Origin of the sequence: Flammeovirga sp. EKP202 (genome assembly GCF_014534745.1) — a bacterium.
In the GTDB taxonomy this organism is placed as follows: Bacteria; Bacteroidota; Bacteroidia; order Cytophagales; family Flammeovirgaceae; genus Flammeovirga.
Window position 1 is genome coordinate 13,214 of sequence record NZ_JACVVP010000070.1, and the last position, 23,502, is coordinate 36,715.

17 protein-coding genes are annotated in these 23,502 nt (G+C 33.5%); 13 read left to right on the forward strand and 4 right to left on the reverse strand.

All coding sequences use genetic code 11. From position 1 onward, the window contains the following. The first annotated feature begins 81 nt into the window (after positions 1-81). The 4 genes from IC221_RS26520 (at position 82) to IC221_RS26535 (ending at position 4,036) form a co-directional block, all read left to right on the forward strand. The gene (locus tag IC221_RS26520; protein ID WP_188171837.1) at positions 82-654 is read left to right on the forward strand and encodes a Crp/Fnr family transcriptional regulator; all 573 of its coding nucleotides are present in this window, start codon (positions 82-84) and stop codon (positions 652-654) included. A gap of 117 nt (positions 655-771) precedes the next feature. Beyond that, positions 772-1,293 carry a DinB family protein gene (locus tag IC221_RS26525; RefSeq protein ID WP_188171838.1) on the forward strand — a complete coding sequence of 174 codons (522 nt, stop codon included), beginning with the start codon at positions 772-774 and terminating at the stop codon, positions 1,291-1,293. A gap of 57 nt (positions 1,294-1,350) precedes the next feature. Further along, a complete protein-coding gene (locus tag IC221_RS26530; protein ID WP_188171839.1) occupies positions 1,351-2,127 on the forward strand; it encodes an N-acetyltransferase in 777 nt (258 codons plus the stop codon). A 1,474-nt stretch (positions 2,128-3,601) separates the two neighbouring features. After that, the gene (locus IC221_RS26535; RefSeq protein WP_188171840.1) at positions 3,602-4,036 is read left to right on the forward strand and encodes a hypothetical protein; all 435 of its coding nucleotides are present in this window, start codon (positions 3,602-3,604) and stop codon (positions 4,034-4,036) included. Between the two features lie 66 nt (positions 4,037-4,102). Here IC221_RS26535 and IC221_RS26540 read toward each other — a convergent pair whose 3' ends face one another. Next, on the reverse strand, positions 4,103-6,058 hold the full coding sequence (locus IC221_RS26540) for an FAD-dependent oxidoreductase (protein ID WP_188171841.1): 1,956 nt from the start codon (positions 6,056-6,058) through the stop codon (positions 4,103-4,105). A 516-nt stretch (positions 6,059-6,574) separates the two neighbouring features. Between IC221_RS26540 and IC221_RS26545 the strand changes: the two genes are divergently transcribed. Together IC221_RS26545 and IC221_RS26550 are read left to right on the forward strand one after the other, a co-directional pair. Then, the gene (locus IC221_RS26545) at positions 6,575-7,234 is read left to right on the forward strand and encodes a hypothetical protein (protein WP_188171842.1); all 660 of its coding nucleotides are present in this window, start codon (positions 6,575-6,577) and stop codon (positions 7,232-7,234) included. A gap of 90 nt (positions 7,235-7,324) precedes the next feature. Continuing rightward, positions 7,325-8,245: a hypothetical protein gene (locus IC221_RS26550; RefSeq protein ID WP_188171843.1), complete on the forward strand. Its 921-nt coding sequence runs from the start codon at positions 7,325-7,327 to the stop codon at positions 8,243-8,245. Between the two features lie 566 nt (positions 8,246-8,811). Here the strand turns inward: IC221_RS26550 and IC221_RS26555 are convergent. Further along, positions 8,812-12,390 carry a sugar-binding protein gene (locus tag IC221_RS26555; protein ID WP_188171844.1) on the reverse strand — a complete coding sequence of 1,193 codons (3,579 nt, stop codon included), beginning with the start codon at positions 12,388-12,390 and terminating at the stop codon, positions 8,812-8,814. A gap of 840 nt (positions 12,391-13,230) precedes the next feature. Between IC221_RS26555 and IC221_RS26560 the strand changes: the two genes are divergently transcribed. Beyond that, on the forward strand, positions 13,231-14,859 hold the full coding sequence (locus IC221_RS26560) for a tetratricopeptide repeat protein (RefSeq protein WP_188171845.1): 1,629 nt from the start codon (positions 13,231-13,233) through the stop codon (positions 14,857-14,859). Positions 14,860-15,302: 443 nt separating this feature from the next. Here IC221_RS26560 and IC221_RS26565 read toward each other — a convergent pair whose 3' ends face one another. Next, positions 15,303-16,043, reverse strand: coding sequence for a DUF4272 domain-containing protein (locus IC221_RS26565; RefSeq protein WP_188171846.1), 741 nt, complete (start codon positions 16,041-16,043; stop codon positions 15,303-15,305). 324 nt (positions 16,044-16,367) lie between these two features. Here IC221_RS26565 and IC221_RS26570 point away from each other — a divergent pair, with 324 nt between their 5' ends. Together IC221_RS26570 and IC221_RS26575 are read left to right on the forward strand one after the other, a co-directional pair. Further along, complete coding sequence (locus IC221_RS26570; RefSeq protein ID WP_188171847.1) at positions 16,368-16,958, forward strand: MarC family protein; 591 nt, start codon at positions 16,368-16,370, stop codon at positions 16,956-16,958. A 144-nt stretch (positions 16,959-17,102) separates the two neighbouring features. Further along, a complete protein-coding gene (locus IC221_RS26575) occupies positions 17,103-18,095 on the forward strand; it encodes an AraC family transcriptional regulator (protein WP_188171848.1) in 993 nt (330 codons plus the stop codon). Between the two features lie 110 nt (positions 18,096-18,205). Here the strand turns inward: IC221_RS26575 and IC221_RS26580 are convergent, their stop codons facing one another. Next, complete coding sequence (locus IC221_RS26580; protein WP_188171849.1) at positions 18,206-19,846, reverse strand: caspase family protein; 1,641 nt, start codon at positions 19,844-19,846, stop codon at positions 18,206-18,208. Positions 19,847-20,524: 678 nt separating this feature from the next. Between IC221_RS26580 and IC221_RS26585 the strand changes: the two genes are divergently transcribed. The 4 genes from IC221_RS26585 to IC221_RS26600 all read left to right on the forward strand — a co-directional run. Beyond that, positions 20,525-21,361, forward strand: coding sequence for an SDR family oxidoreductase (locus tag IC221_RS26585; RefSeq protein ID WP_188171850.1), 837 nt, complete (start codon positions 20,525-20,527; stop codon positions 21,359-21,361). Positions 21,362-21,537: 176 nt separating this feature from the next. After that, on the forward strand, positions 21,538-22,830 hold the full coding sequence (locus tag IC221_RS26590; protein ID WP_188171851.1) for an RHS repeat domain-containing protein: 1,293 nt from the start codon (positions 21,538-21,540) through the stop codon (positions 22,828-22,830). Positions 22,831-22,975: 145 nt separating this feature from the next. Beyond that, a complete protein-coding gene (locus IC221_RS26595; protein ID WP_188171852.1) occupies positions 22,976-23,233 on the forward strand; it encodes a hypothetical protein in 258 nt (85 codons plus the stop codon). Between the two features lie 55 nt (positions 23,234-23,288). Then, positions 23,289-23,502, forward strand: a 214-nt coding sequence (locus IC221_RS26600; RefSeq protein WP_188171853.1) for a PD-(D/E)XK nuclease family transposase, incomplete at its 3' end; no start/stop codon positions are given.

Genomic DNA, 23,502 nt, shown 5'->3' on the forward strand with positions numbered 1-23,502 from the left:
AATGCGATGATAGCCTACTTTATTAAACTATAATCACACTATCTTTGATATTCAGTATTATTCGTCTAAACTCAAACATTCATGACTTCTGAATTACTATCACTTTTAAATCAATTCGTTTGCCTCTCTTCTGAAGAGGAAAAAATAATTACATCTAGTTTCAAATCCATAACTTTAGCAAAGGGAGATTTCTTTTTAAAGGAAGGTGCCATTTGTAAATATGTCGGGTTTATTAAGAGAGGACTTGTTCGGTATTTTGTCTTCAAAAATGAGGAAGAATCAACCTTTGAGTTTACTAAAGAAGGTGAATTTATTTCTGATTATACAAGCTTTAATCGACAAGTTGTTTCTGTACAAAACATTGAAGCAATTGAAGATTGTGAGTTGTTAGTGATTGATAGAGAAAAGCTTCATTATATCTTCGAAAATACAGCTAGTGGTAACTTACTCGCACGTCAGATTATTGAGCATCGTTTTGATATAATGGTCAATCAACTTTTAGCTGTTTATATGCAAAATAGTGAACAACGGTACCAGAAATTTATGAATGAATACGGAGACTTAACCCAACGTATTCCTCAATATTTAATCGCCTCTTTTGTGGGTGTACAGCCTCCTTCATTAAGTAGAATTAGGAAACGATTGATGAAGTGAGTCTACCATTATGGAACTATACTTTCAGTAAAATTACACCTAATAGAAATATTGACTATAATTTTTTAAATTGATCAATGAACCAACAAAATTTAGACAACTTCAATCGAAATATAAATGGAGAAATCAGAGCCAAAACAAAATACTTCTTTTTTAGACTATGTTTATCAGCTTAATGAAGGGAGAGCACTAGAAGAAGCTTTTCAATTAAGTATTCATCAAATCAACAGTATTGATATTGCTCAATTGAAAAGAATTGGCTTAAAAACTTATGCTGAAAATAAATGGTCAATTCACAAAATTATACAGCATCTCATTGATTGGGAAAGAATATGGTGCTACAGGGCCATCATTTTTGCTCGAAACGAAGGATCAACACCTGATGCAAATGATCAAGAAATTATGGCAAGTCATTCCAATGCGGATGAATTAACGATTGACCAACTTATCAATGAACTTAAGGTTGTACGTCAATCTTCGAAGATGATGTTTGATTCTTTTAATCAAGAAATTCTTGATATAACTTGTAAGTTTTTTGATTATGAAATGCCTTTATCTGCCATTGCCTATACTATTACTGCTCATCAAATACATCATTTAAATGTGATAAATGAAAGGTATTTACCTCTAGATAAATAATTGATGTAATAGTTTATGCTCTGTAAGCTAAGTTTAAATGACAAAAACCGATAGAAAATGGAAAATTTTATTGAACTAAATGAGGAGAATATTACCTCAGAGCATATTTGTTGTGCCATATCTGATAAGAAATGTGCTGAAAGTTATCAAGCTAAAAAAGATTGGTTAAAGGGGGAATTTAAAAATAACTATACTTTTAGGAAACTAGACGAAAGAGCAAAAGTTTTTATCGAATACGGGCCAGCAGAAAGTGCTTGGGTTCCGATAACAGCCAATAATTATTTAAATATAAATTGTTTTTGGGTTTCCGGTAAATATAAAAAGAGTGGTTACGGAAAAGTGCTATTAAAATCAGCAATCGATCAAGCTAAAAATCAAAATAAAGCTGGACTTGTGACAGTTGTTGGTACAAAGAAATACCATTTTATGAGTGATACAAAATGGTTGCTAAAACAAGGCTTTGTAGAGGTAGATCGAACATCAAGTGGGTTTAGTTTATTGGTACTGAAGTTTTCTGAAAATGAAGAAGATCCGTTTTTTAATCCTTCTGTAAAGAATGGTGAATGTTCAGATAAAGAAGGAATTGTAATTTATTATTCCAATAGATGTCCATTTGCAGAGTTTCACGCTCAAAATTCAATTACTGAAACGGCTCACAATAGGAATTTACCGCTCAAAGTGATTAAAATTGAAACCATGAAGGAAGCACAAAATGCACCTTCACCAGCTACAATTTTTAGTCTCTTTTTAGATGGTCAATTTGTAACGACTGATATTAGTGTATGTATGGATAGTCGTTTTGACAAAGTAGTAGAGAAAGCTAAAAAGCATTAAATGAGAATAATGTAATGCATATAAAATAGACTCGTGTTTTGTTTGATCTCTTGATCTTTTCAACTACTTTATAGCCACAAAGCAAATTTATTAGGATTATCTACAATTAAGAAGAGAACTTCAAATCTGGGTATTCTCTCTTCAATTTTAGTTCCGCTAAAATCCGGGAATGAATATCAAAAGTTTATGCTTCTTGTATATCAAATTACAATAACTGAGAACTAATTGATTCAACAGATTATGAATGAAAATTTATCATTGAAAAGAGGCTTTTATTTTACTCTTTTTACTTCGATCCTAATTATTTCAATTACATTAATCACTGAATTTCAAAAAACTTTATTTGTTCACGAAAGCGGTAACTTCACTCTATTTGGAGTGATCGGATCTGTTTTGGCTATTGGACTTTTGTTAAAATGGAGATATGTGAGAACCATTTTAATTGTTTTTACATTGCTGAGTATTCCATTTGAAATAATGGTATTAAGTAATCTAGCAAAAGAATTTTTAATACCTCATATCGTTCTATTGATCGTCTTGATAATAATTTTGTCTTTATTAGTGTTTTCAAAATCTTTAAAGTACTATTAAAAGAGTTAAGTATAGCATTTCATATGATTCTAAAAAGTATTGAACGTAACGTCAGTGGATCTACATATCAATATAAATTTGATAATTATAGTCTAAGATTAAAACACCCTTTTTTATTGAAAATTGGGCAAAATTATTCTTGGTGGGAGATTGTCAAATTACAGTTTTATATGGCTTCAGGACTGATTATATTCTTATTATTCTTTCTTAGTTTTATTTTAAGGCCATTACAGTCTATTTTAATCAATTTAATTATTAATCTAATACTCATTCTTTCACTTAAGGTCAGGACAAAATACAGAAAAAATTATATCTCTATTTTCAATAATAAAGTAAAGTGCATCGATGCAAACATAAAAAACAAAAGACAGCGAGATGAGTCAACTAGTTATGAATATCAGGTATGTTACATCTATAATCTAAAAAAATATGAACCATTGGATTTCTTTCAATTTTCTGATACTAATGATACTGAATTAAAAGAAGAAGGTAAAGTACCAATTTTTGAATTTTCTGACATAAAAGATACCGAATTACACAAAGGGGATAAAGTTACAGTTTATATTAATACAGATTATCCTGAAATTTGTAAGAACAGAAAATATCGTAAACTCAATCCTACTAGTATCAAATTGCAATATGTTGCAGTACACTTAGTAATAAACCTGATCTTGTTCTATCCTTTATATAAAGATCTATTTCAATAATTCAGTAAATTGTATTGAATAATTTCCTTATTACTTTAATCTTAATGAAATGAATATTCTTCAATCTCTTGAAGCCTACATTTCAGCTCAAAAATGAAGTTCAAAAATAAAGAGGGCAAAGTCGAAATTATGGAAATAGGGGATTGTTAATTTTTTTAGAAACTATTTACATCAGAATGCAACAATTTTTTAAGGTGATTTCAATTTATTGGTTTATTGGTATTACTATTCTTTCCATTTCTTATTTTAGGCTTCATGACCTTTTAGATATAGGAGTTATAATAATAACTATACTATTGATTTCTATTATTTTGGGAGTTCCATTTGCGTATTTTCTTCAAAAGAAATCAAAGAAAGTAGCAATTTACCAATTATTATTAGGTGGTTTTATCTCAATATTAATAGGGTCTTCATTTTTATATTTTAATGATGTGAGCTTTTATATGAGTGATATTTATATCAAGGATAAGGGTATTTTAGAAGAGCAAAATCAAAATATATTTTTTACCTATTTTATTATTCTAATCATTTTAGTCTCATCTGTAATTAATTTGTTATTTGATGTTTTTATAACTTTGATAGGCACCAGAATTTCATTCCGAAATAAATAGTATTTTTTCGCAGCTTCACCCTAAATCCAGATTAAAAACATGAATTTAGGGTGAAGCTTTTAACCGCTAAGAGTAAGCTCTCACTTCAAAAAGTTTAGCATTTACTGCTCCATATGTTTCTTTGAGGTGAATACGAATAGCAGTAGCTTCGATAGTATCAAAATCAAATTTGATCAATCGCGTTTTATTTTTTGTGATTTCAGCTACCTTTACCCATTTTCCTTTTACACGAACCTCTGCTTCTAATACCTTCATCAACTCCTCAGGTACCTTGGTAGAGTAGGTTTTATTTTCCAAACTATCTCTTCTCAGCATAATGTTTTTCTTGACATTGGTGTCACATTTTACTTCAATTTTGGAAATGGTCTGCTTTTGATTCCACTCAATCTGTACAGTTGCGGGAAGACCTTTTGATTGCCAATGATGTTTCTTTTCTTTGAAATCTCTAGACATTCCATCTTTTAATGTTTCCACTGATCCAGAAGAAGTGCTTGAAGCAAAAAGACTAGATGAGCTCTGAATAAGATCATTTTTATCTTTTGCTGGACGGTTCGGAATAAAAGCATCATCACGCAGAAGTTGCTCCTGAAGTTCGTTGATGTATTTTTGCCCCAAAGTACGTGGCATTACTGGTTTCTGAACACATAAAGCCGCCGCCGTTCCTACAGCTTGTCCTTCCAATGCACAAGTAGCCATAATTCTTGAAGATGACAATGCAATATGTGTTTGACTAATGTTTCTACCTGCAAACAATAAATTAGGAACATTGATAGAGTATAAACTTCTAAATGGGATCTGATAAACTTCTTTGAATTTTTCATGAAAATAACTCGGAGGTTCTTCCAAGTTGAGCATACCTCCTGGGTTATGTTCATCCAATGACCATCCTCCATAAGCCACTGCATCCTCAAAGTCGACATTGTTGAGCAGATCAGGTTCACTTAATATATGATCTCCTATAAACCTCCTTGATTCTCTTTTTCCTGGAAGAGAAGAAACCCAATCAAGTGCATAGTTTTCAGTTTCAGGATATTTACCAGAGTTTTTAAGATAATCCCAAACACCATAAGCATAGCCCATAAGGGTGTGTTTGTTGTCTTCAAACTCCCCAATAATATCCTCGTCACTTCCTAGCTCAACCCACCAAAAGCCCAATTCGAAAGGCATCAACTTACGTCCTTTATGGGACTTTTCAGCCTCATAAGGGATTGTAAAATGAGGGGCTTCAAATGGCATAGGTTTACCCATATTTTTTGACCCTAATAGAATTGTTGAACCCATCTGCCAACCGTCAGCTTCTTTAGGGGCATATTTTTCATTAAATTCAGAAGCACCTTCTCTACCTGTACGATAAAAAGCCCCTGCAGTAGCTCCCAGTAGACCATCACCAGAACAATCTATAAACTGTTTTCCTTTGAAAGTGTATTCCGTTTCTGTTGTAAGTTGCCAGCAGTAGACCGCATCAATACGATCCCCTTTCATTTCAGCTCTTAAAGCAGAAGTATTTAAATAGAGGTCAAGATTTTTTTCTTTTGTCACAAAATCATACAAAATATGGTCCCATACAGGGTAAGAATCCTGAGGATTGTGAAAGCGGTTGTGCAAGAGTATTTCTTCAATAATACCAGTTTCTCTTTCAGGTTCCCCTCCTTTGAGGTGATTTACACCATTGAGGTGTACTCTAATTTCACTAGATGAATTGCCTCCTAATACAGGGCGGTCTTGAATTAAAGCCACTTTTACTCCATTTCTAGCAGCACTTACGGCAGCACACATTCCTGCTGCACCACCCCCTACAATGACCACGTCGTATTCAATTGTTTTCTGACGGTCAGGCCTTGGTTTCTTACCTGTTCCCATTTGATGCCATTGCTCTTTGGGATTATATTTATTCTTTAAAGTAGAAGTGTTTTTGGAAGAAGTTGAAGTAGTGTCCACACTATCAGAGTTTCCTAGTAAAGGAAGGATACTTGCTCCTAATGCTCCTTTGACTGTACTCTTAAAAAATTTCCTTCTTTTCATAAGTAAGTAATAATTGTTAGTTGTAAATTTCTCATTTCAGATTCCAAGAAGTTTTAAAACCAATATAAATACAAGGGAGTAGATTACAAAATGAGTACCTGTTCAGTTAATATAGAGTGTCTTTTGAGATAGGGGAAAGTTTATGAATGTTTTGATCAAGCATAGTCTGGTACATAGTTCACCTTTCTACTTCTAAAAACTTAATATATTCGAGAATTTTGATGCAATTTTACATCCTCTTTTTGAAAAAATAGGTGGGTAAATCTAAATATATTAACGCAGGAGTATTAATTCTTTGTAATGCATATAAAAAAATAAAATAACCCTTTTATCATTCAGTTATGATTAGTATTTTTCAACTCTTAAAGCGAACTCAAAGTAATATAAAGTTATGTTGCACTATGTTACTATTCCTATAGGTCATCAGAAATCTCTTGACTTCTAAAAACCATAAATAGCAGAAAACTTAATTTACAGTGTATTTTTTCTTCTATCAATCTTAAAAATAAGATCTTCATGAAATATTATTCGACATTATTTATTATCCTGATTTTTTCATTAAATGTATTCTGTCAAAATGAGTTTAGTGGCATAATAGAATATTCTACACAGGCCATCGAGGATGCTCATGGAACAGCTGAAATCTCCAAAAAGGGTGATGTTTCAAAATCAACTTTTTATTTTGAGAACGGTAGCTTTTATCAGACCTACGATAACAAAGCTTATGACTTTGATTATTTTGATGCAAAAACATTGATCCATAGTATAAAATATTTTGGTAATGATACATTATACCTTTTTAATACAAGAATGGCCAATAACTCTAAGTTAACCTCTGTTGAGATAGAGGAGGGTGTTGAAAAAGTATTAGGTATTAAATGTGATAAACTGACTTTGGAAATCACTTCTCCAATTGAAGAACGAAGCTTTTTGTTAGAGATCTTTTTTGCTAAAAATGCTACTACCATCAATAAAGATGATTTTAGGGGAGCAAAGTTTAATTATATAGAAGACATTTACAGTAGAACAGGCGCTATTCCTTTAAAATTTATATATCATCTTTCTCAAGGATCATTTATGGCGGAAGCAACTGATATTAAACATCAGAAAAATTTAGATTTAGAGAATGTATTTAAAAATGAAATTAAAGGATTGCCTGTAAAGAAATTATTCTAAATTTACATTTGTATCCTCTTTTCTATAAAATGACTATTCATTTCTAAAAGAGTAATCTATTTAGATTATTCTACTAAATCAACATCAAAGATGTATCACAAACTACTCATCATTGTTTTTCTCTTTTCGTTTTTTTCATGTGAGAACAAACAAAAAACTTCAGAAGTTGTTTCTGTACCCATTGCAGTAAGTGTAGTAAAGGAAGAAAAACATATGGACAGCAACGTGGCTGCTCAAGAGATAATTGAAATTATCGAAGATAGTGCTCAGATAGAAGAGGAAGTGGTTGAAGAAGTGATGAAGGAGAGAAAAAGACTTGAGATCGATTCTAATTTTGTAGATTATTACCCTGAAAGACACGCTAATTATTTTTTTAATTTAATAGAGGCAGGTTCTTATCATGGTGATGAACTTGATAAGTCATATGCGAATAAACAATGGGTAGGTGTTTTTGCTGATTCATCTAATTATTATTTGAAAAATGTAGACGTTGCTTTTGAAAAAGATATTGATCCAGTTATGGATTTGGAAGGAGATAGTTCTGGAGTTAAGGTAAGTGTGATCGAGAAAGATGACTGTCTGTTTTTATTCTCAGACTTTCCTTTAGAAGATAGAACGCTTCATTCTATTGATTCTCTAAAAGACCTAGTATGTCCACTACCTGGTGATTCTACGATTTTGAATTATAACAATACTAAAATAAAGTTATATGCTACTGGCGATAAACAGCTTTTAGGTGGCGACTTCTATGAAATTGCCAATTATCGATTATTCATAGATAACGAGAGTAAAACGAAAACTCCTCAGTTATTGTTTGCATGTGCAAGTTTTAATGATGCCATGCCTGACATACTCTGGGTTGGAGATATTGATAATGATGGAAAACTAGATTTTCTTTTTGATCTTTCCTCACATTACAATGCCACTTCTCTTAATCTCTTTTTATCTAGTTTAGCAGATAAAAATGAATTTTTGAAAATTGTTGCCTTCTTTGAAACTGTTGGGTGTTAGAAAATGGGAACAAGTTAGTTTGTTATCCGCTAGCTGTAATTTAGTACATTGTAAACTAAGAATTCATTAGTTATAGTAATTCCTTTTGTGAAAGTCAAATGGAAGTGTATTGTGGTTCGGGAGGACGTTGCAATGCAACGACCCTACAGAACTACTTTTAGAAGATGATTATAAAACCTTTGTCTTTTGTTCTGTAATTTAGGCAATCATTTAGTAGTCTCTCTAAATCGGCCTTGAAGGGAAAAGCGTCAAGAATTTCATGAAGTGAGCCATTAAAAATGATTTTGCTGTTTGAGCGCAGCGAGTTTAAAATCATTTAGGCGAGAGAAATGGAATTTAGCTTTTGACTTCAAAGCCTTGAATTTTTTGCTTCGTTTTTGTTTCAAGACAAAAATGAAGAAGAAGGAAGCTTGAAAGTAGACCCTATAAATGCTTGTAGAAAGGTCGATTAAAAGTTGACGATACTTTAGTTTACAATGTTTTTAGTTATAATACATTAGATAATAAACTTATATCAGAAATATAAGGTAACTACCCCACAGAAGAGGATAGTTACCTTTTTGCATTTATTCTTTCAAGAAGACTTTAGAAATAATAGCGTTTTTAGTTTTAATTTTTAAGATATACGTTCCAGGTTGTAGAGCTTGTACATCAAGCTGAAAGGCATTGGATTCAATTTGTGTATTGATCACTTCTTGTCCTATCATATTGTAAACGACAACACTTTTCACCTCTGCATTCAAACCTTTAATATAGAGAGTTCCTTGAGTAGGGTTAGGATACAGTACCATAGAAGGCAGGGATGTAGAAAGATTTAAGATGGGGTCTTCCTCTGTTTTCATTGGCTTACCAATACAGTTCAGTTCAGCAATGGCTGTAAAGGGTATTTCGGGGTTATTTTGAGCTTCAGTCAATGCTACCAAACGAAGGTACCTACCTGTAGCTACTTCAGGAAGTGAAATCATTTGAAGCTTTTTATAATCTTCTTTGGTAGGTGATGTACCATAATCCAATTCTCCGGTATGAACAGGATCTCCCCAATTCTCAAGGTCATCCGTCAAATAAATTTCATACTGACCAATAGCACCATTCGGTCCCCACTCATCTTGTCTTGGTAGGTAATGGATTTCACTGATCATATAGCTATCTTTAAAATCAATCTGGATTTCATGCGGGGGAAGAGGTTGAGCAGAGAACCATTGCGTATGCCAAAAAGTGGTAGGATCACCATCTACAGCATATTCTTTTAAACTAGGTGTTTTGCCTTCTTCATTGGATTCACTGTCAACAAAAAGCACTTCCCAAGGCAGTTGGTCCATGTAATTGTATTGCATCGAACCTAAAATCATATTCCCAAACTTATAAGTATCTTTTTCAGACTTTCCTTCTTTTGTATCATTAGCCCAAAATATAGAATGTTCTTTAATGGGTTCATCATCTCGATCAGAAACACTGATGTCAAATCCCATTTCCATACCTTCAGTAATATTACCGTTTGCGAGTATTCCATCCCAAGGAATTTGGGCTTCTATTATGTACCCTTCATTGGTATTGACTGATTTGTAGATAAAACCACTATAATCATCACTTTTTTTCCAATTTCCATTACCAGAGTATAGATTATTATTTAACCCATAATTTAATCGGATTTGCATGGCATCTGCTCCATATTCACCCTTTGGGTTATGCTCATTGTCAGGGTTGAAAAACAGCTCAATATTATCTGCATCCCAATAGGCAGGACCTTCAGTATATTTTACTCGTTTGTCGTCTTTTACTTTTACTAAGAAGTAAACGTTATCTCTATCGTACATGGCTTTAAAACTGTAGCTACAGTCTGAAGCTTCCGGTAAATCTTTTCCATTACCTTCAAATTTTCCTTCTTTCCATTGCGTCCAATTCCATGAATCATCCATCAAACCATCAATTTCAAGAGGGGTATTGGTATACGGTAAAGTGAATTTTTTAGGAGTAGCAAGAACAGGTTCTTCCTCAGGAATATCTACAATATCACAGTTGTTGGTTTCTTTGATTTCAGTCAGTTTAACAGCTACATCATCAATGGTCATACCTTTGAAAAGAATAATCCGATCTACCTGAAAGTGAGCAGAACGCCCACTTAAATTAATGGTATATTCTCCTGCTTCTGGAAAAACGACAGACATCCAAGGTTGCCCTTCATTGTGTAAGTCCAATTGTCCATTGAGGGTGAAATCATCTGTACTTCTTCCTACAAATTTTTCAAAATGGGTAAGAGGTTGTTGTTTTGCTCTTCCAATATCACCATCAAAATAGATCCAAGCATCGTTGCCTAAATCTCCACCTCTTTCACCTTCAGGCTGCCTCATGGTCCATTTTACAGTATAACCTCCAGGATTATTGATTTTGAAAGTATAAGAGATAGTTTGTCCTTCAGGTACTTTCTGATAAGAATTATATCCATCATAATAGATGTACTTACCACCAGAAGCCTTTTCTGTATCGGTACCAACTTTCCAGTGCCCTGCCAAGGAGAAGCGCTCTGCCTCAAAAATGAGTAGCCCGTTCACTTCCTCCACTTCGCACTCCCCCAGGCATTCAAATTTTAAAGAACGCCATCGGCCTCTAGCATAGGCAAAGCCATTACCTTCAGGTATTAAACCGTTGGAGTGTGCATTGGATTCAATCTGCACTTCGTCTCCTTTTTCTATCAAAACATTTTTGAATTCATGCGTATAAGGCTCCATATCAGTGGTGGCTACAGGGTTTTGAAATTCACCCACCAAACGTCCATTTACTTTCAGTCGAAATGTACTTTCACCATCTTCTTCAGTCAGCGTTGTCATACTGATATTGTAAAAACCCGTGAAGCCATCAAATACTTTTTTAGTGGCTGCAAATTTATCTTTATAAAGCCCTGCATCTACTGCAATAGCATTACGTCCGTTGTCTTTGTAAGCAGTGACAAAAGTATCAATCTGGGCAATCTCAAAATCTTTAATCGCAATGTATTCTAAGTCGGCACATTCGGGAAGAGGTTTTACCGTTACTTCCACAACATCGGAGAAATTCCCTTCATCAGTTGTGACAGTAATGGTCGTTGTTCCTTCTTTTTGTCCAAATATTACGCCTTTGTCAGACACATAAGCAACCTCTGAATTGGAAGATTTCCAGGTAGTTTTTTGGTTCCAAGCATCAGCAGGTTGTAAGGCATACCCGATGTGAACACCTCTGCCGATGTAAGCATTCATTGTTTCAGGGAAAATGTCAATACCTTCTACAGGAATTACGGCTCCTAATGAAATACCGTCACCAATAAAGTTTTGAAACTTCTCAGGGCTACCAAACTCATCTCCCAATAACAGGTAATAAACCATTCCTGCATCAGAAATATCAGCTCCCTTTCCTTGTGGATGAAACTGCATTCTGCTGTATACCCATTGAATATTGGGGTCAGAATGCGTTTCCATCCATTTCCAGGGGGTAAAGTCAGTGCCTGAACACCAAAGCTGATCAAGATTTTCACATCCATTTTGATCTTGTATTTTCTTATATTTTAATCGATCACCACTCAAAGTAATCGCTTCTTGCATGGTGTGATGTGCCTCTCTACGTAAATGATTATCATTGAATCCACTATGAGAAATAATCTGTACATGAGAGAGTGTTTCTATTTTACCGTTGTCAATCACTTCCTGAACCGCTCTGTAAAAGAACTCTGAAGTTCCCATATGGATAAAGTACAAAGGATCCTCTGCCGATGATTTTCCGATTTCTTCTGCCAAGTGGGTAATAGCAGTGGCAGGGTCTTCGGGAACATCAAAAAATACTTTTTCATTGAAATTCCATTTTTCTATGCCACCATCAGCTGCTTCTTTCATATAGTTGGTTTCAGTAGTGTGGGCAGGGGCATCAATAAAGTTGTTGTAAGAAAAGTGAACTACTTTGTCTTGTAAACCTAATTTGGCAATGATAGCCAATGAAGCAGGTGTACCTCCCCAGTCATCGGGATCTGCTCTTGGCCATTGTGCTTCGGGATGATTGTCAGGTTGGTTATTACCATCTGCACTGATGGCAATACGATGATTGTCATAGCCCAGTGATTGAGCTAATAACTGCCCCGATAACAGAAGAGACAGTATTAGAAGTAATAAATTCTTTTTCATCAGTTGTTTGTAATAATTAGAAAAAGAGCAAATCTGATGAGGAAAATTCTATGGTTGAAATGAAAAGAATAGGTTATGAAACTTAAGTACAAGGACAACAAAATAGAAGTTGGAGGCCTGGAGATCAGAGGTCACGAATAATACAATCTATTACTATTCGTTCCAATGGTAGTCCCTTATTTCTCACACAAGATTAAAGTGCTAACATCTCTTGTGTTTTGGCGGTATCACTCCATTTCTTGCTTCCCACTTCAGAAACCGATTTTAAAATGTCAAATAAAACGGCTTCGATTGTCAAGTACTTTTATTACTAATAATCTAAAATATAAGTCGAATTTTCACTCATCAAATAAGCTCGATTATGTGTCGCTAATAAGCATACTCAAAAGTAGTGGAGTGGATTGAGAAAGACCTATTTTTCTATTTAACAAAAACTTTACAAGGCTTTAGTATAATTTGTAATGATCATTTTTTGATTTTTCTTTCAAACGCTAACGATGAAAAATTATACCCCTCAGAGATACAAAGTAGGGGTGAATTTTATCGTTTACCGAGGGTGTTTTTTATTTCTTTTTTTACAACATCTAACTCAAAACCTAAATGTGTATATTTTACGTGTAATATTTATAAAGTATTAGACTTAAGTAAGGAGGTGATGTAAAAGGGGCTTGAAGAAAATAGGAAATGAAATGATGAATTAAACCGTTTAGCAAGTATTCAGTAGGTACGAATACTAGAATGGTAAAAATGAAATGAAACACCCAAGCCTTTCATTGAGCATGTATGAATATAATTCACCTCTATGTTAATCCTGATACTGGGACTCTTAACCAGTTATAAATGAAAATTTATAAGAACTATCTATTAGTGTATTTTTTTGTTTTAGGTTTTCAGGTGAATGTATCTGGACAAATTCAACAAGAAAGCAAACAGAACTTTTCTCCAATCTATCAACTTCAAACGGCTAATTCTCTTCTGAACTCCAACCCTGATAGTGCACTCCAATTATTTCAGGATGCCATGAGATTTTTTGATGAGATGAATGATACTGTTAAGGTTGTGCAGTGCCATATCGGTATAGCGGACGTTTATAAAAACAAAGGGCAGTACAGTCTCTCTTATGATCACTTGTGGGAGGGTTTATCACTTTCTAAGCAAAAAGAAGATCTACTATTGCAAAGTGAGATTAACGCTGATATCGGTGTCTTGTACAGTTTATTTGATAAATATGAGATGTCTATTGAGTATCTTCAAACCGCTTTAGCACAAGCTAAAACATTGGTAAAATTAAAAAAGGTTCAACCTGATTATACGATTTCTTTGTATTACTCAATGGCGGTACAATTCCGTAAAGCTAAAGAATTTTCAAAAGCATTGGTGTATTTGGACAGCTGTAGGGCAATAGGACTCAAACATGCCAAAAAACCTTTGAACAATACTGCTTATGTGGGTACTGAAAAAGGGATTGTATCTTTGTACCTTAATGATTTGAAACAAGCGGAGTATTATTTATTGGAAGCGGAACAGCATTTTGAGAAAAGGAACAATGCCTTTCTAGTGATTATATACAATTTTCTTGGAGATCTGTATGTGAAAAAAAAGAATAATAAGGAAGCAATTTCGGCCTATAAAAAGGCATTGAGATTGATGAAAATATTTCATGCCCATGAAGATTATAGGATAGATATTTTACAAAACCTTTCCCTACTTTATGAACAGGGGCAACAGACACAACTCGCCTTAGAAAGTCTCAAGGAGGCTAATGCCATTTCTGATAGTTTATTTAATATCAAAAGCATCTACAATAACCGTTTATTTCAAATCAAAGATAAGTATAGAGAAACATTACAGCTGAAAAATGTTCAATTGGTAAAACAAGAACGTATCATAGAAAAAAATGCATTACTCAAAACTCGCTTGATCATTTTAATTGGTTTCTTATTATTTACGATTATTCTCAGTGCCTATCTTGTTCGATTTAGATCAAAAATCAAGAAGATGAGAATGGAAAAGTTGCAGTATGAATTACAAATGCAAACTGCCCGTGAGCGTTCTGAAGAAATCATGCAAATAAAAAGTAAAGAGTTAACAGCAAATACACTTCTCTTTATCGAAAAGGAACAAATTATAGCCGAGTTGATGAATGTAATCAGAGAAGAACTTCCTTCAAGTTATAATAAAATCAATAAAAAAGTTTCCCAGGGGAATGCAGATATGTGGGAGCGCTTTAATAAACTATTCATTGAAGTGAATCCTGATTTTTACAGAAGATTAAGAAAGAAAACTCCAGAACTTTCACCAACTGAATTAAAACATTGTGCTCTGATCAAACTGAAGTTCAATACTAAAGAGATGGCACAATTACTTAATATTTCTATCAATAGTGTCCAGATTTCAAGGCACAGAATACGTAAGAAGATGGGGTTGGAGAGGAATGAAAACCTAAGTAATTACATTGGAGATTTTTAGTCTATACAACGTCAATAATGAAAAAGCACAAGAGTAGTTGTTGTAATACTCTTGTGCTAGAAAAATAACGGTTGATATACTGTTTTCAGCAAACTTCATCACTAGCTTATAACTTAAATTGTGGGCTAATGTGGTTCGTGAGGTCGTTGCAATGCAACGACCCTACAGCATTGCATTTTAGAAGATGATTATAAAACCTTTGTCTTTGATATGTAATCAGACAATCATTTAGTAGTATCTCCCTCGGCATTGAAGGGAAAAGCGTTAAGAATTTCATGAATTGAGCCGTTAAAAATGATTTTGCTGTTTGAGCGCAGCGAGTTTAAAATCATTTAGGCGAGAGGAATGAAATCTTGAAAGTTGCTCCTATAAATGCTTGCAGAAAGGTCGATTAAAAATTGACGATAATCTAGTTTACAATGTGCATTTGCTTATGCTAAAAATCAAGTATCTGTAGATACATTATCCCAATTTTGATTGGCATATTGAATCAACCAATTAAAAGCATAATGCCATTCGTATACTACACCTGAATCTAGATTAGCAGGAGCTTTTTCCCCTTTTACACGAGCATTGACACAAGCCCAATCGTAACGTAATATAAGGTCAGCTTGATCAAGGATCTCTTTTTTGCTTCTTAATTCAGCATCTTCTCTAAACTTCTTAGGGCCTTTTTTGACAATAATTCCTACATCATCGGCCACACTACATACATCGCTTGGATAAGAAAGTTGATCGATATACCCTACAGACCATAAAAGAACATGCATGCATTCGTACTTCCAATTAGCATTTACTTTTTGCTGTTCGGTAGGGTTGATGGCATTAAAATACATCAGCTCATTGTGCGTTAGCTTTTCCTCAACATTATACATTTGGTCAAGGTTTTTTAAATGAGCTTCCTCCAAGCCTTCACTTTTGAGGCCTAAGTACAATAAGGCAAAAATTCTGTCTACCACTTCCTCTTTCGTTCTTAAAGTAACGGCTTCGTCGGAATTGATAAATAAGGCTTTTTTGTTTTTGTAAACAGGAATTCCCTTGGATTGACAAATGGCTTCCGATCGCTCTCTTCTCTGTTTTTGAGAAGGAGTAGGGGTGATATTTTCAACGGGCTTGCTGTTTTGTCCGAAGGTCATTTGAAGAGAGAGAATACTACTGAAAATTAATAATGTGATAGTTTTCATAAAGTTTGTTTTGTTGGATCTGATTTCGACGTTGTATAGCAATTAGGTTTCAAACCTGTAATGAATAGATTGAAGTTAATGATTAATGCTGTAGTCAAAATCATTTGAGATCATTTTTAATTTCATCAGCAATCTACTATAAAAATTCATTTTCCCAACAAGTTTACACGATGTTAGTTACAAAAGTCATCTTTGACTTTTTCATGTAAATGTCTAATCAAAAAGTGTAAATGATTGATTTGTGAATCTATGACCTTTGTAATGTGAGATTTAGAGAAAGAAAGGAATCTTACAGCACTACATAACTATTAAATCAATAAAAATATGGAAGTTTATTTTCAAGGTATATTAACTATTTTCTCATTGATCAATCCAGTGATATGTTCTCAGATCTTCGGCGGGATTGAGAGAGGGAAATCATACAAACATAAGTTGACAGATCTTACAGAAACAATTTTTACTGTAGGTTTAATATTAGCAATATCCGCGTTTTTTGGAGCAAAATTGCTGAATATGTTAGAAATAAGTTTAGATGCTTTTCAAGTTGCAGGTGGATTAGTATTGGTTTCCATTGGTTTTGGAATGTTGAATAAAAAAGAAAATCAAAAAGAGGAAAACAATGAAAAAAGTTTAATGCCTTTGATTCTTTTTGCTGCAAGTCCAGGTACTATTACAGGTGTTATTACATTATCCATTTCAGAAGCAGATAGTCACGTTCCTGTTGTAGCATTAATTTCAATTGCCGTAGTGTTGGTGATCACTTGGATCATTATTGCATTGCTTTCTAAAAAGAATAAAACCAAAGCTTCTAAGACAAGTCAAATCACGACCCGTTTTATGGGACTAATCATCTTAGCAATGGGCGTTCAATTTATATTAACAGGTATAATGAGTTTTACAAATAGTTTTCATTAGTTATTAACGTACCAAACGGAAAAGTCTTGATTGGTACGAAATTAAGTTTCGTAGTATTCTAAATACCTCCGGTTTTGCTGGGGGTGTTTTTTTGATTTACTTTAGCTAATAGATCACATTAGCATTCACTTTTTGAGGACTCAAATGAAAGAAGACAGGCAACAATTTACATTTCATTATAAAGGGAATTTTTCAGTAGAAGATTTTTTAAAGTCACTAGCTGAAAAGTATCAAGGAGATTATGTAGATAACACATTAAGCATAAATAATACTGCCTTCGACTTGAATGTTAAATTTTTGGAGTGGATTGAAGGAGTCAAGATCACTGTTAATTCTATCACATTTTATACCCCTGTAGACCTCCATTATCAAACTGATCAAAATGATGAAAATCTTTATTTTAGTTTTTATCCTCAGCTTCATTTCAATAGGAAAAACTGGGAAGATAAATCCGAAATTCGAAATACAAATTCATCCATAGCCTTAATTGAGAAAAATATAGGGGAGGTTACTTTACAGTTTGAACCCCAAGAAAAAAGAGAATGGATTAGCATAGAAATTCCTTCCAATTATTTTAAAAATATCAAACATCATAATTCCCTCAAAATTGAAAAGTATCTCAATGAGAAGAATTATGCTTATGTAGAATTTATACCATTCGAAATTAGTAAATCACTTTATGAATTGATCCATTATCAAGGAGAAAAGGCATTAGCAGCAAGCTATCTGACTTACCGACTGTTAGAACTCACTACCAGATTTTTATTTCTGATTGAACATAGGGTAGAGGTAGAAGAACATACCACAATGAACCCTGATGATATTCAAAGAATGATACAATTGGAAAATACACTGGTAAAGGATGCGAGTCAACTTCCATATATTCCTGAATTGTGTAAGAACTTTGGGATAAGTGAGAGTAAATTGCAAAAAGATTTCAAGCAAATGTTTGGTACTACAGTCTATAAATATTTTCAAAACTTTAGACTCGAGACCACCAAACAATTGATTCTTGAAACAAAGTATTCTATGACTCAAATTGCTTTAGATTGTGGCTTTTCTTCATTAAAAAAATTCTCTACTGCTTTTAAAGAAAAATATGGATTAAGCCCAAGTGAGTTTAGGAAAAGTTATTAGCCGTCATAAAACAATGATAAGTACATCTTTATAGCTCTTTTAATCTTCAATTTTATTTTTGAGAATTGGCTTTGACTTTTAATATCCTTAGGCCCCAAAACGCTAATAGCCTAATTCACTTTTCTACACGCGATTTCATTACCATTTTTGCATGCTCTTTTAAACCATTCAATGGCTTTAGGGTAATCTTTTTTTACGCCGCGACCATCCTGATACAAATGTCCAATGGAACATTGAGCGTCAGCATTGTCTAATTCTGCAGCTTTCAAATACCATTCAAGAGCAGTTGAGTAGTTTTTTTTAACACCATCACCATGGTAATAAATATTGCCAATTTCATTTAACGCCTCATGATTTCCCGATTGAGCTGAAAGAATAAACCATTTTAATGCTTCTTTATGATCTTTGAGTGCTCCTCTACCGTAATAATGTATATTTCCAATACTAAATTGAGCATCAGAGTCCCCATTTTGGGCCGCTTTTAGATACCATTCTAATGCCTTTTTGTAATCTTGAGTAACGCCTTGTCCATAATCATATAAGAAACCAATAGCATATTGGGCATCAGAATTTCCATATAATGCTGCTTTTGTATACCACTCCAATGCTTTTTTATAGTCTTGAGTGACACCTCGTCCATGATAATACAAATTACCGATACTAAAATTGGCATTTTCATTATTATTTTGGGCGGCTTTTAGATACCATTCCAATGCTTTTGCAAAATCTCGAGGTACCCCAGAACCTGCTTCATAGAAAAAGCCGATGCCATATTGAGCTTCAGGATCTCCTTCTGAAGCCACCTTTAAATAGATTTCAAACGTTTTTTTATATTCTCCTTTGTAGTAAAGGGAATCTGCAGTGGCCAATAATCTATCCATTTCCTTACTTCTATGATCTTTTCTTGACCCAAGAATAAACTCACTGGCGGGTGAGTTTTTGCCGAAAGAACCATATACTGCTTCAGAAGAATTATCCAATAAATTTTGATAGATATAGGATAATGTGATCGGAAATGAATCTTCTCGTTCTTTCTCAAGAATGTTTAAAAAGCGGTAACAAAAAGGGGAATGTTGGCCAGGTTTTCCATCAGAAACGGCTTCCAAGGCTCCAGAAGTCAAATATACCCTTGTATTTTTCTTGAGCTTATTTTTAGTAAATTCTTGAGGAGTTCTTTCAGCATAGGAACTAAAGCCTGATCTACTTTTTACGAGTTGATCATTAAATGCACCACCAAAGCAAACGTCTATAACAACGCCTACATGTTTTGACGGAAGAGCATTTAATATGTTATTAAAAGTTCCATAACTTAAATATGAATTATGAAACAGATCTTCACTTGGAGCTTTAGAGTCTTTAAAAACAAGAAAACCATCATGAACATATTTATTTTCAAAATCTCCATGACCAGCTATATATAATAAAAAGCGATCTTCTTCTTGAAGGGTGTTGTGATAGTGAATAATCTTATCTTCAAAATCTCCTTTCTGAGGTGATAATAATAATTCACACTCAAAACCATATTTACTGTCAAGTACTGAAGCTACTTTTTTTGCATCAAATTCAGCATTATTGAGATTTTTCCAAGCTACATTATCGTATTTATTTCCACCAACAACTAAAGCATATTTTTTACTATTTTTAATTTTATCATCAGCTGAAACATTTACCACAAGCCCTCTACTATTTTGAGAAAAGGTGAATTTTGACAGCAGTAACAGAATAATAATTAATTGAAGTTTTATTGTCATAGAACAGTTTGTTGTGAAGTCATTTAATCTTTAAACTATTAGGTAAAGTATTGTAGTTATTGAACATAAACATCAACTACATATTTACAGTAATTTACTATACGACAAAGATATTATTAAATCAGAAAATTATTTAGAATAGCAGATATACTTTTAACCATTAATGATAATGAAATGAAGGAAGAGGATATGATTTTTCTAAAATGTGCAATTAGCTAACCCAATATTTTTCTACAGTGAAGCAAGTACTCTGATCAGTAACCCAAAAAATAAGACAGTTCGTTTAGATAACATAGTATATCATTACTTAAACTATTGCATGAAGAGAGCCTCAATTTATCATCAATTCTTTTTCAGACAATTCCCTGAAACTGATAGGCCATTACTCAAAGTTCTTCTAAAGTTGTAAAGTGAGAGGCATTGCCATACAAGATACGAAATCCCGTTATACTTCGATTCTTGTTGACTATAAATCATAAATAGATTTTAGAATCAGTAGACCGGTGCTCTCCAACCTTTTGATAACTATATATTACAACATAGCTTGAGCTAGGAGAACTTATTTTAATCACCTTATTTAATAATATACGATATGTATACATAATGCTTCAATATGTATACTTTAGGTGATTTTATCTCCATTAAATTTGGATAAATCATTTATAAAACATTGATAACATGGAAAAAACAGTTTTAATAACGGGGTGTAGTTCAGGTTTTGGAAAACTAGCCGCCAAGAAATTTCAGAGTGAAGGTTGGAATGTAATTGCAACTATGCGTTCTCCAGAGAAAGAGACAGAATTGAATAAACTTGATAACATATTTGTAACTGCTCTTGATGTTACAAGTAATGAAAGTGTAAAGAAAGCGGTAAGTGATGGATTAGACAAATTTGGTAAAATTGATGCATTGGTAAACAATGCTGGGTATGGTGGCCATTCTTTTTTAGAGCAATTTACTGAAGAACAAATCTATGCTATGTTTGAAACAAACGTTTTTGGTGTAATGCGTGTGTGTCGGGAAGTACTTCCACATATGCGTAAGCAGAAAAGTGGTAGTGTAATCAACATTACTTCAATGGCAGGTTATATGGGTTTAACACTCACATCAACTTATTCTGCTACAAAATGGGCAGTAGAGGGTTTAACTGAGTCAATGGCTATGGAGTATAAACCATTTGGTATTAATGTGAAAGCCATAGCACCGGGAGCATTTGGAACCAATTTCGTGGCTTCGAGCGATAATAATTTTGAAGGTGGTGACGATGAAATTCAAACAGCATCTGCTAAAATAGGAGCTCACTTCATGACTGTAGTACAACAAATGCAAGAACAAAGTGGTCAAGTAGCAGACCCTCAAGAAGTAGCAGATAAAATATATGAGTGCGTAACTGAAGATATGCCTGTTCACAATATTGTTGGAGCTGATGCTGAAATGCTAAAAGGTATGATCGATTCCATGCCTCGTCAACAATTTATTGATACCCTCGATGAAATGTTATTACCAAAAGATTAATATAGGGTATTAATAAAATAGTGAACTAGTAAATATGTAACTGCTAAGATGGTCTCAATTATTTGAGGCCATTTTTTATATATTTTGATGAGAATAGTAAAATTGTTTATTTAATAACACTTAGTTGTGCCAATGACAACCTAAAATACCATCAGACAAAATAATTTATCTAAACCTTGTATATTCGTGATGCCAGTGGCAACACCATGGGTATCATCCGCAATACTCAACTTTCTGAAATCCCCATCTACGGTAGTTCCCGCTTAGGGCAGTACCAAGCCAATGAGAAGGAAGATCTCTTTGCAATCCGCAGTGGGCAACGCCGATACGAATTCAGTAATCACCTCGGTAATGTCTTAGTGACCCTCAATGATGCTGGCAACGTTCTTTCTTATAGTGATTACTACCCCTTTGGCCTTACCATGGAAGACCGAAGCTGGGGTGGTGTAGAAGGTGGAAAGGAGTACCGTTATGGGTTTAATGGGAAAGAAAACGATACGGATTTAAGCAGTTCTCAGCTGATTCAGGATTATGGATTTAGAGTGTATAATCCGGTGATTGGGAAGTTTTTGAGTGTGGATCCGTTGACGAAATCTTATCCTTGGTATACACCATATCAGTTTGCGGGGAATACACCAATACAGGCAATTGATTTGGATGGTTTGGAAGAATTTGTCATAACATCACAATATTTTGCCGATTTCTTTTTGGATAAGGAGTACTTAAATTCAATTTATATTTCAGAAAAGCAAAAACATTCAATAACAACATGGCTTCATGGTGGAAAGACATCAAAGACATTTGATAAGCTCTTTATGACATATCATGTTAATAATAAAGAAGCAATTCAAATGGTAGATGAAAAAGCACCATTTAAGGTTTCTGTAAAAAATGCCAATATGTATCTTGCAGAAGAATTGACAATGAAGTTCCAAAATAAGTTTAATGTAAATTCTAATGATTATGTTGGTTTTGGATTAGGGCCTGTTAACATGGCTGATATGCCAATTAGTACTATTGAAGCAAATGAGAGTAAGGTTATTCCAGCTGCAATGTATGGTAATTTTAGTTTAGGAGGTTCTATTTTAAATGCTCATGCTAATGTTTCAGCTGGTAAAGTTATTGGAATGAAAGGAAATACGATCCATCAGAGTAAAGAATTTCATGGCTATAATTTTTCAGCATCAGAGGGGGAAAATAAATTTGATCTTGAAGCTGGGTTTATAATTGGTTTTTCATGGTATTCAGGGGATCCATATGATTATTCTTTAGAGGGTAGTTTCTTAGGTAAAACAGAATTTGGAGGCAACTTCAGTATAGGCAATTTAGCTATTGAATTATCAATTTCAGAAGAAGATGAAAAGGGAAATAGATCTTTAAATTTTGGAGTAGGGGTAGGAAAGTCACTAAAAAATAAGTCAAACCTTTTTAATCTAACGTTAGATGAAAAAACTAAAAAAATTGAGTAGAGTTATTAGGATTTTAGTTTCTACATTTTTAATCATTTTCTTAATCAAAAATCATAATTATTTTTATAAACAGTATGATCAATTTAAGTTATCCGAATCTTATCAAGTTAAAATCGATAAAATAATTTGGAAAGATAGATCATTTGTGAGATTCATAACTGATAATCAGGAAAAGTATATGATTCATTTAGATGATGAGAGTTATGGAATTATTTCAAGAGGTGATTCTATCCTAAAATATTACAATACTGATAGTATTTATTTGATGCATAATAATAAAACTTATTCAAGTCTAATCATTTATTATGATCCAAATAGTTGGATAGATTATCTACTAGAAGATGTATTTGATGATGTAATTGATATAGAAGAAGTATATGGTAAAAAACCATGGAAACATTAGAAACTCAATCCCCTCCCCCTGTTCGTAGTGTTAAGCCGAAGATCAGATCTATGATTTGACGTATAAATCGACGGAGCATTTACCTAAAAATGACACGGATCGCAAAGCCATTTATGATTTATATTGTGAAAACGATCAGGGCGAAAAGTTTATCGTGGAGTTGCAGCGTGCAGAACAAACACATTTTAAAGATTATAGTTACCCCAGTAGTTCGGACTGTCTAAGCAGAAAAGATAATTATCTTTTTTTGAGAGATTCAGCTTCAAACC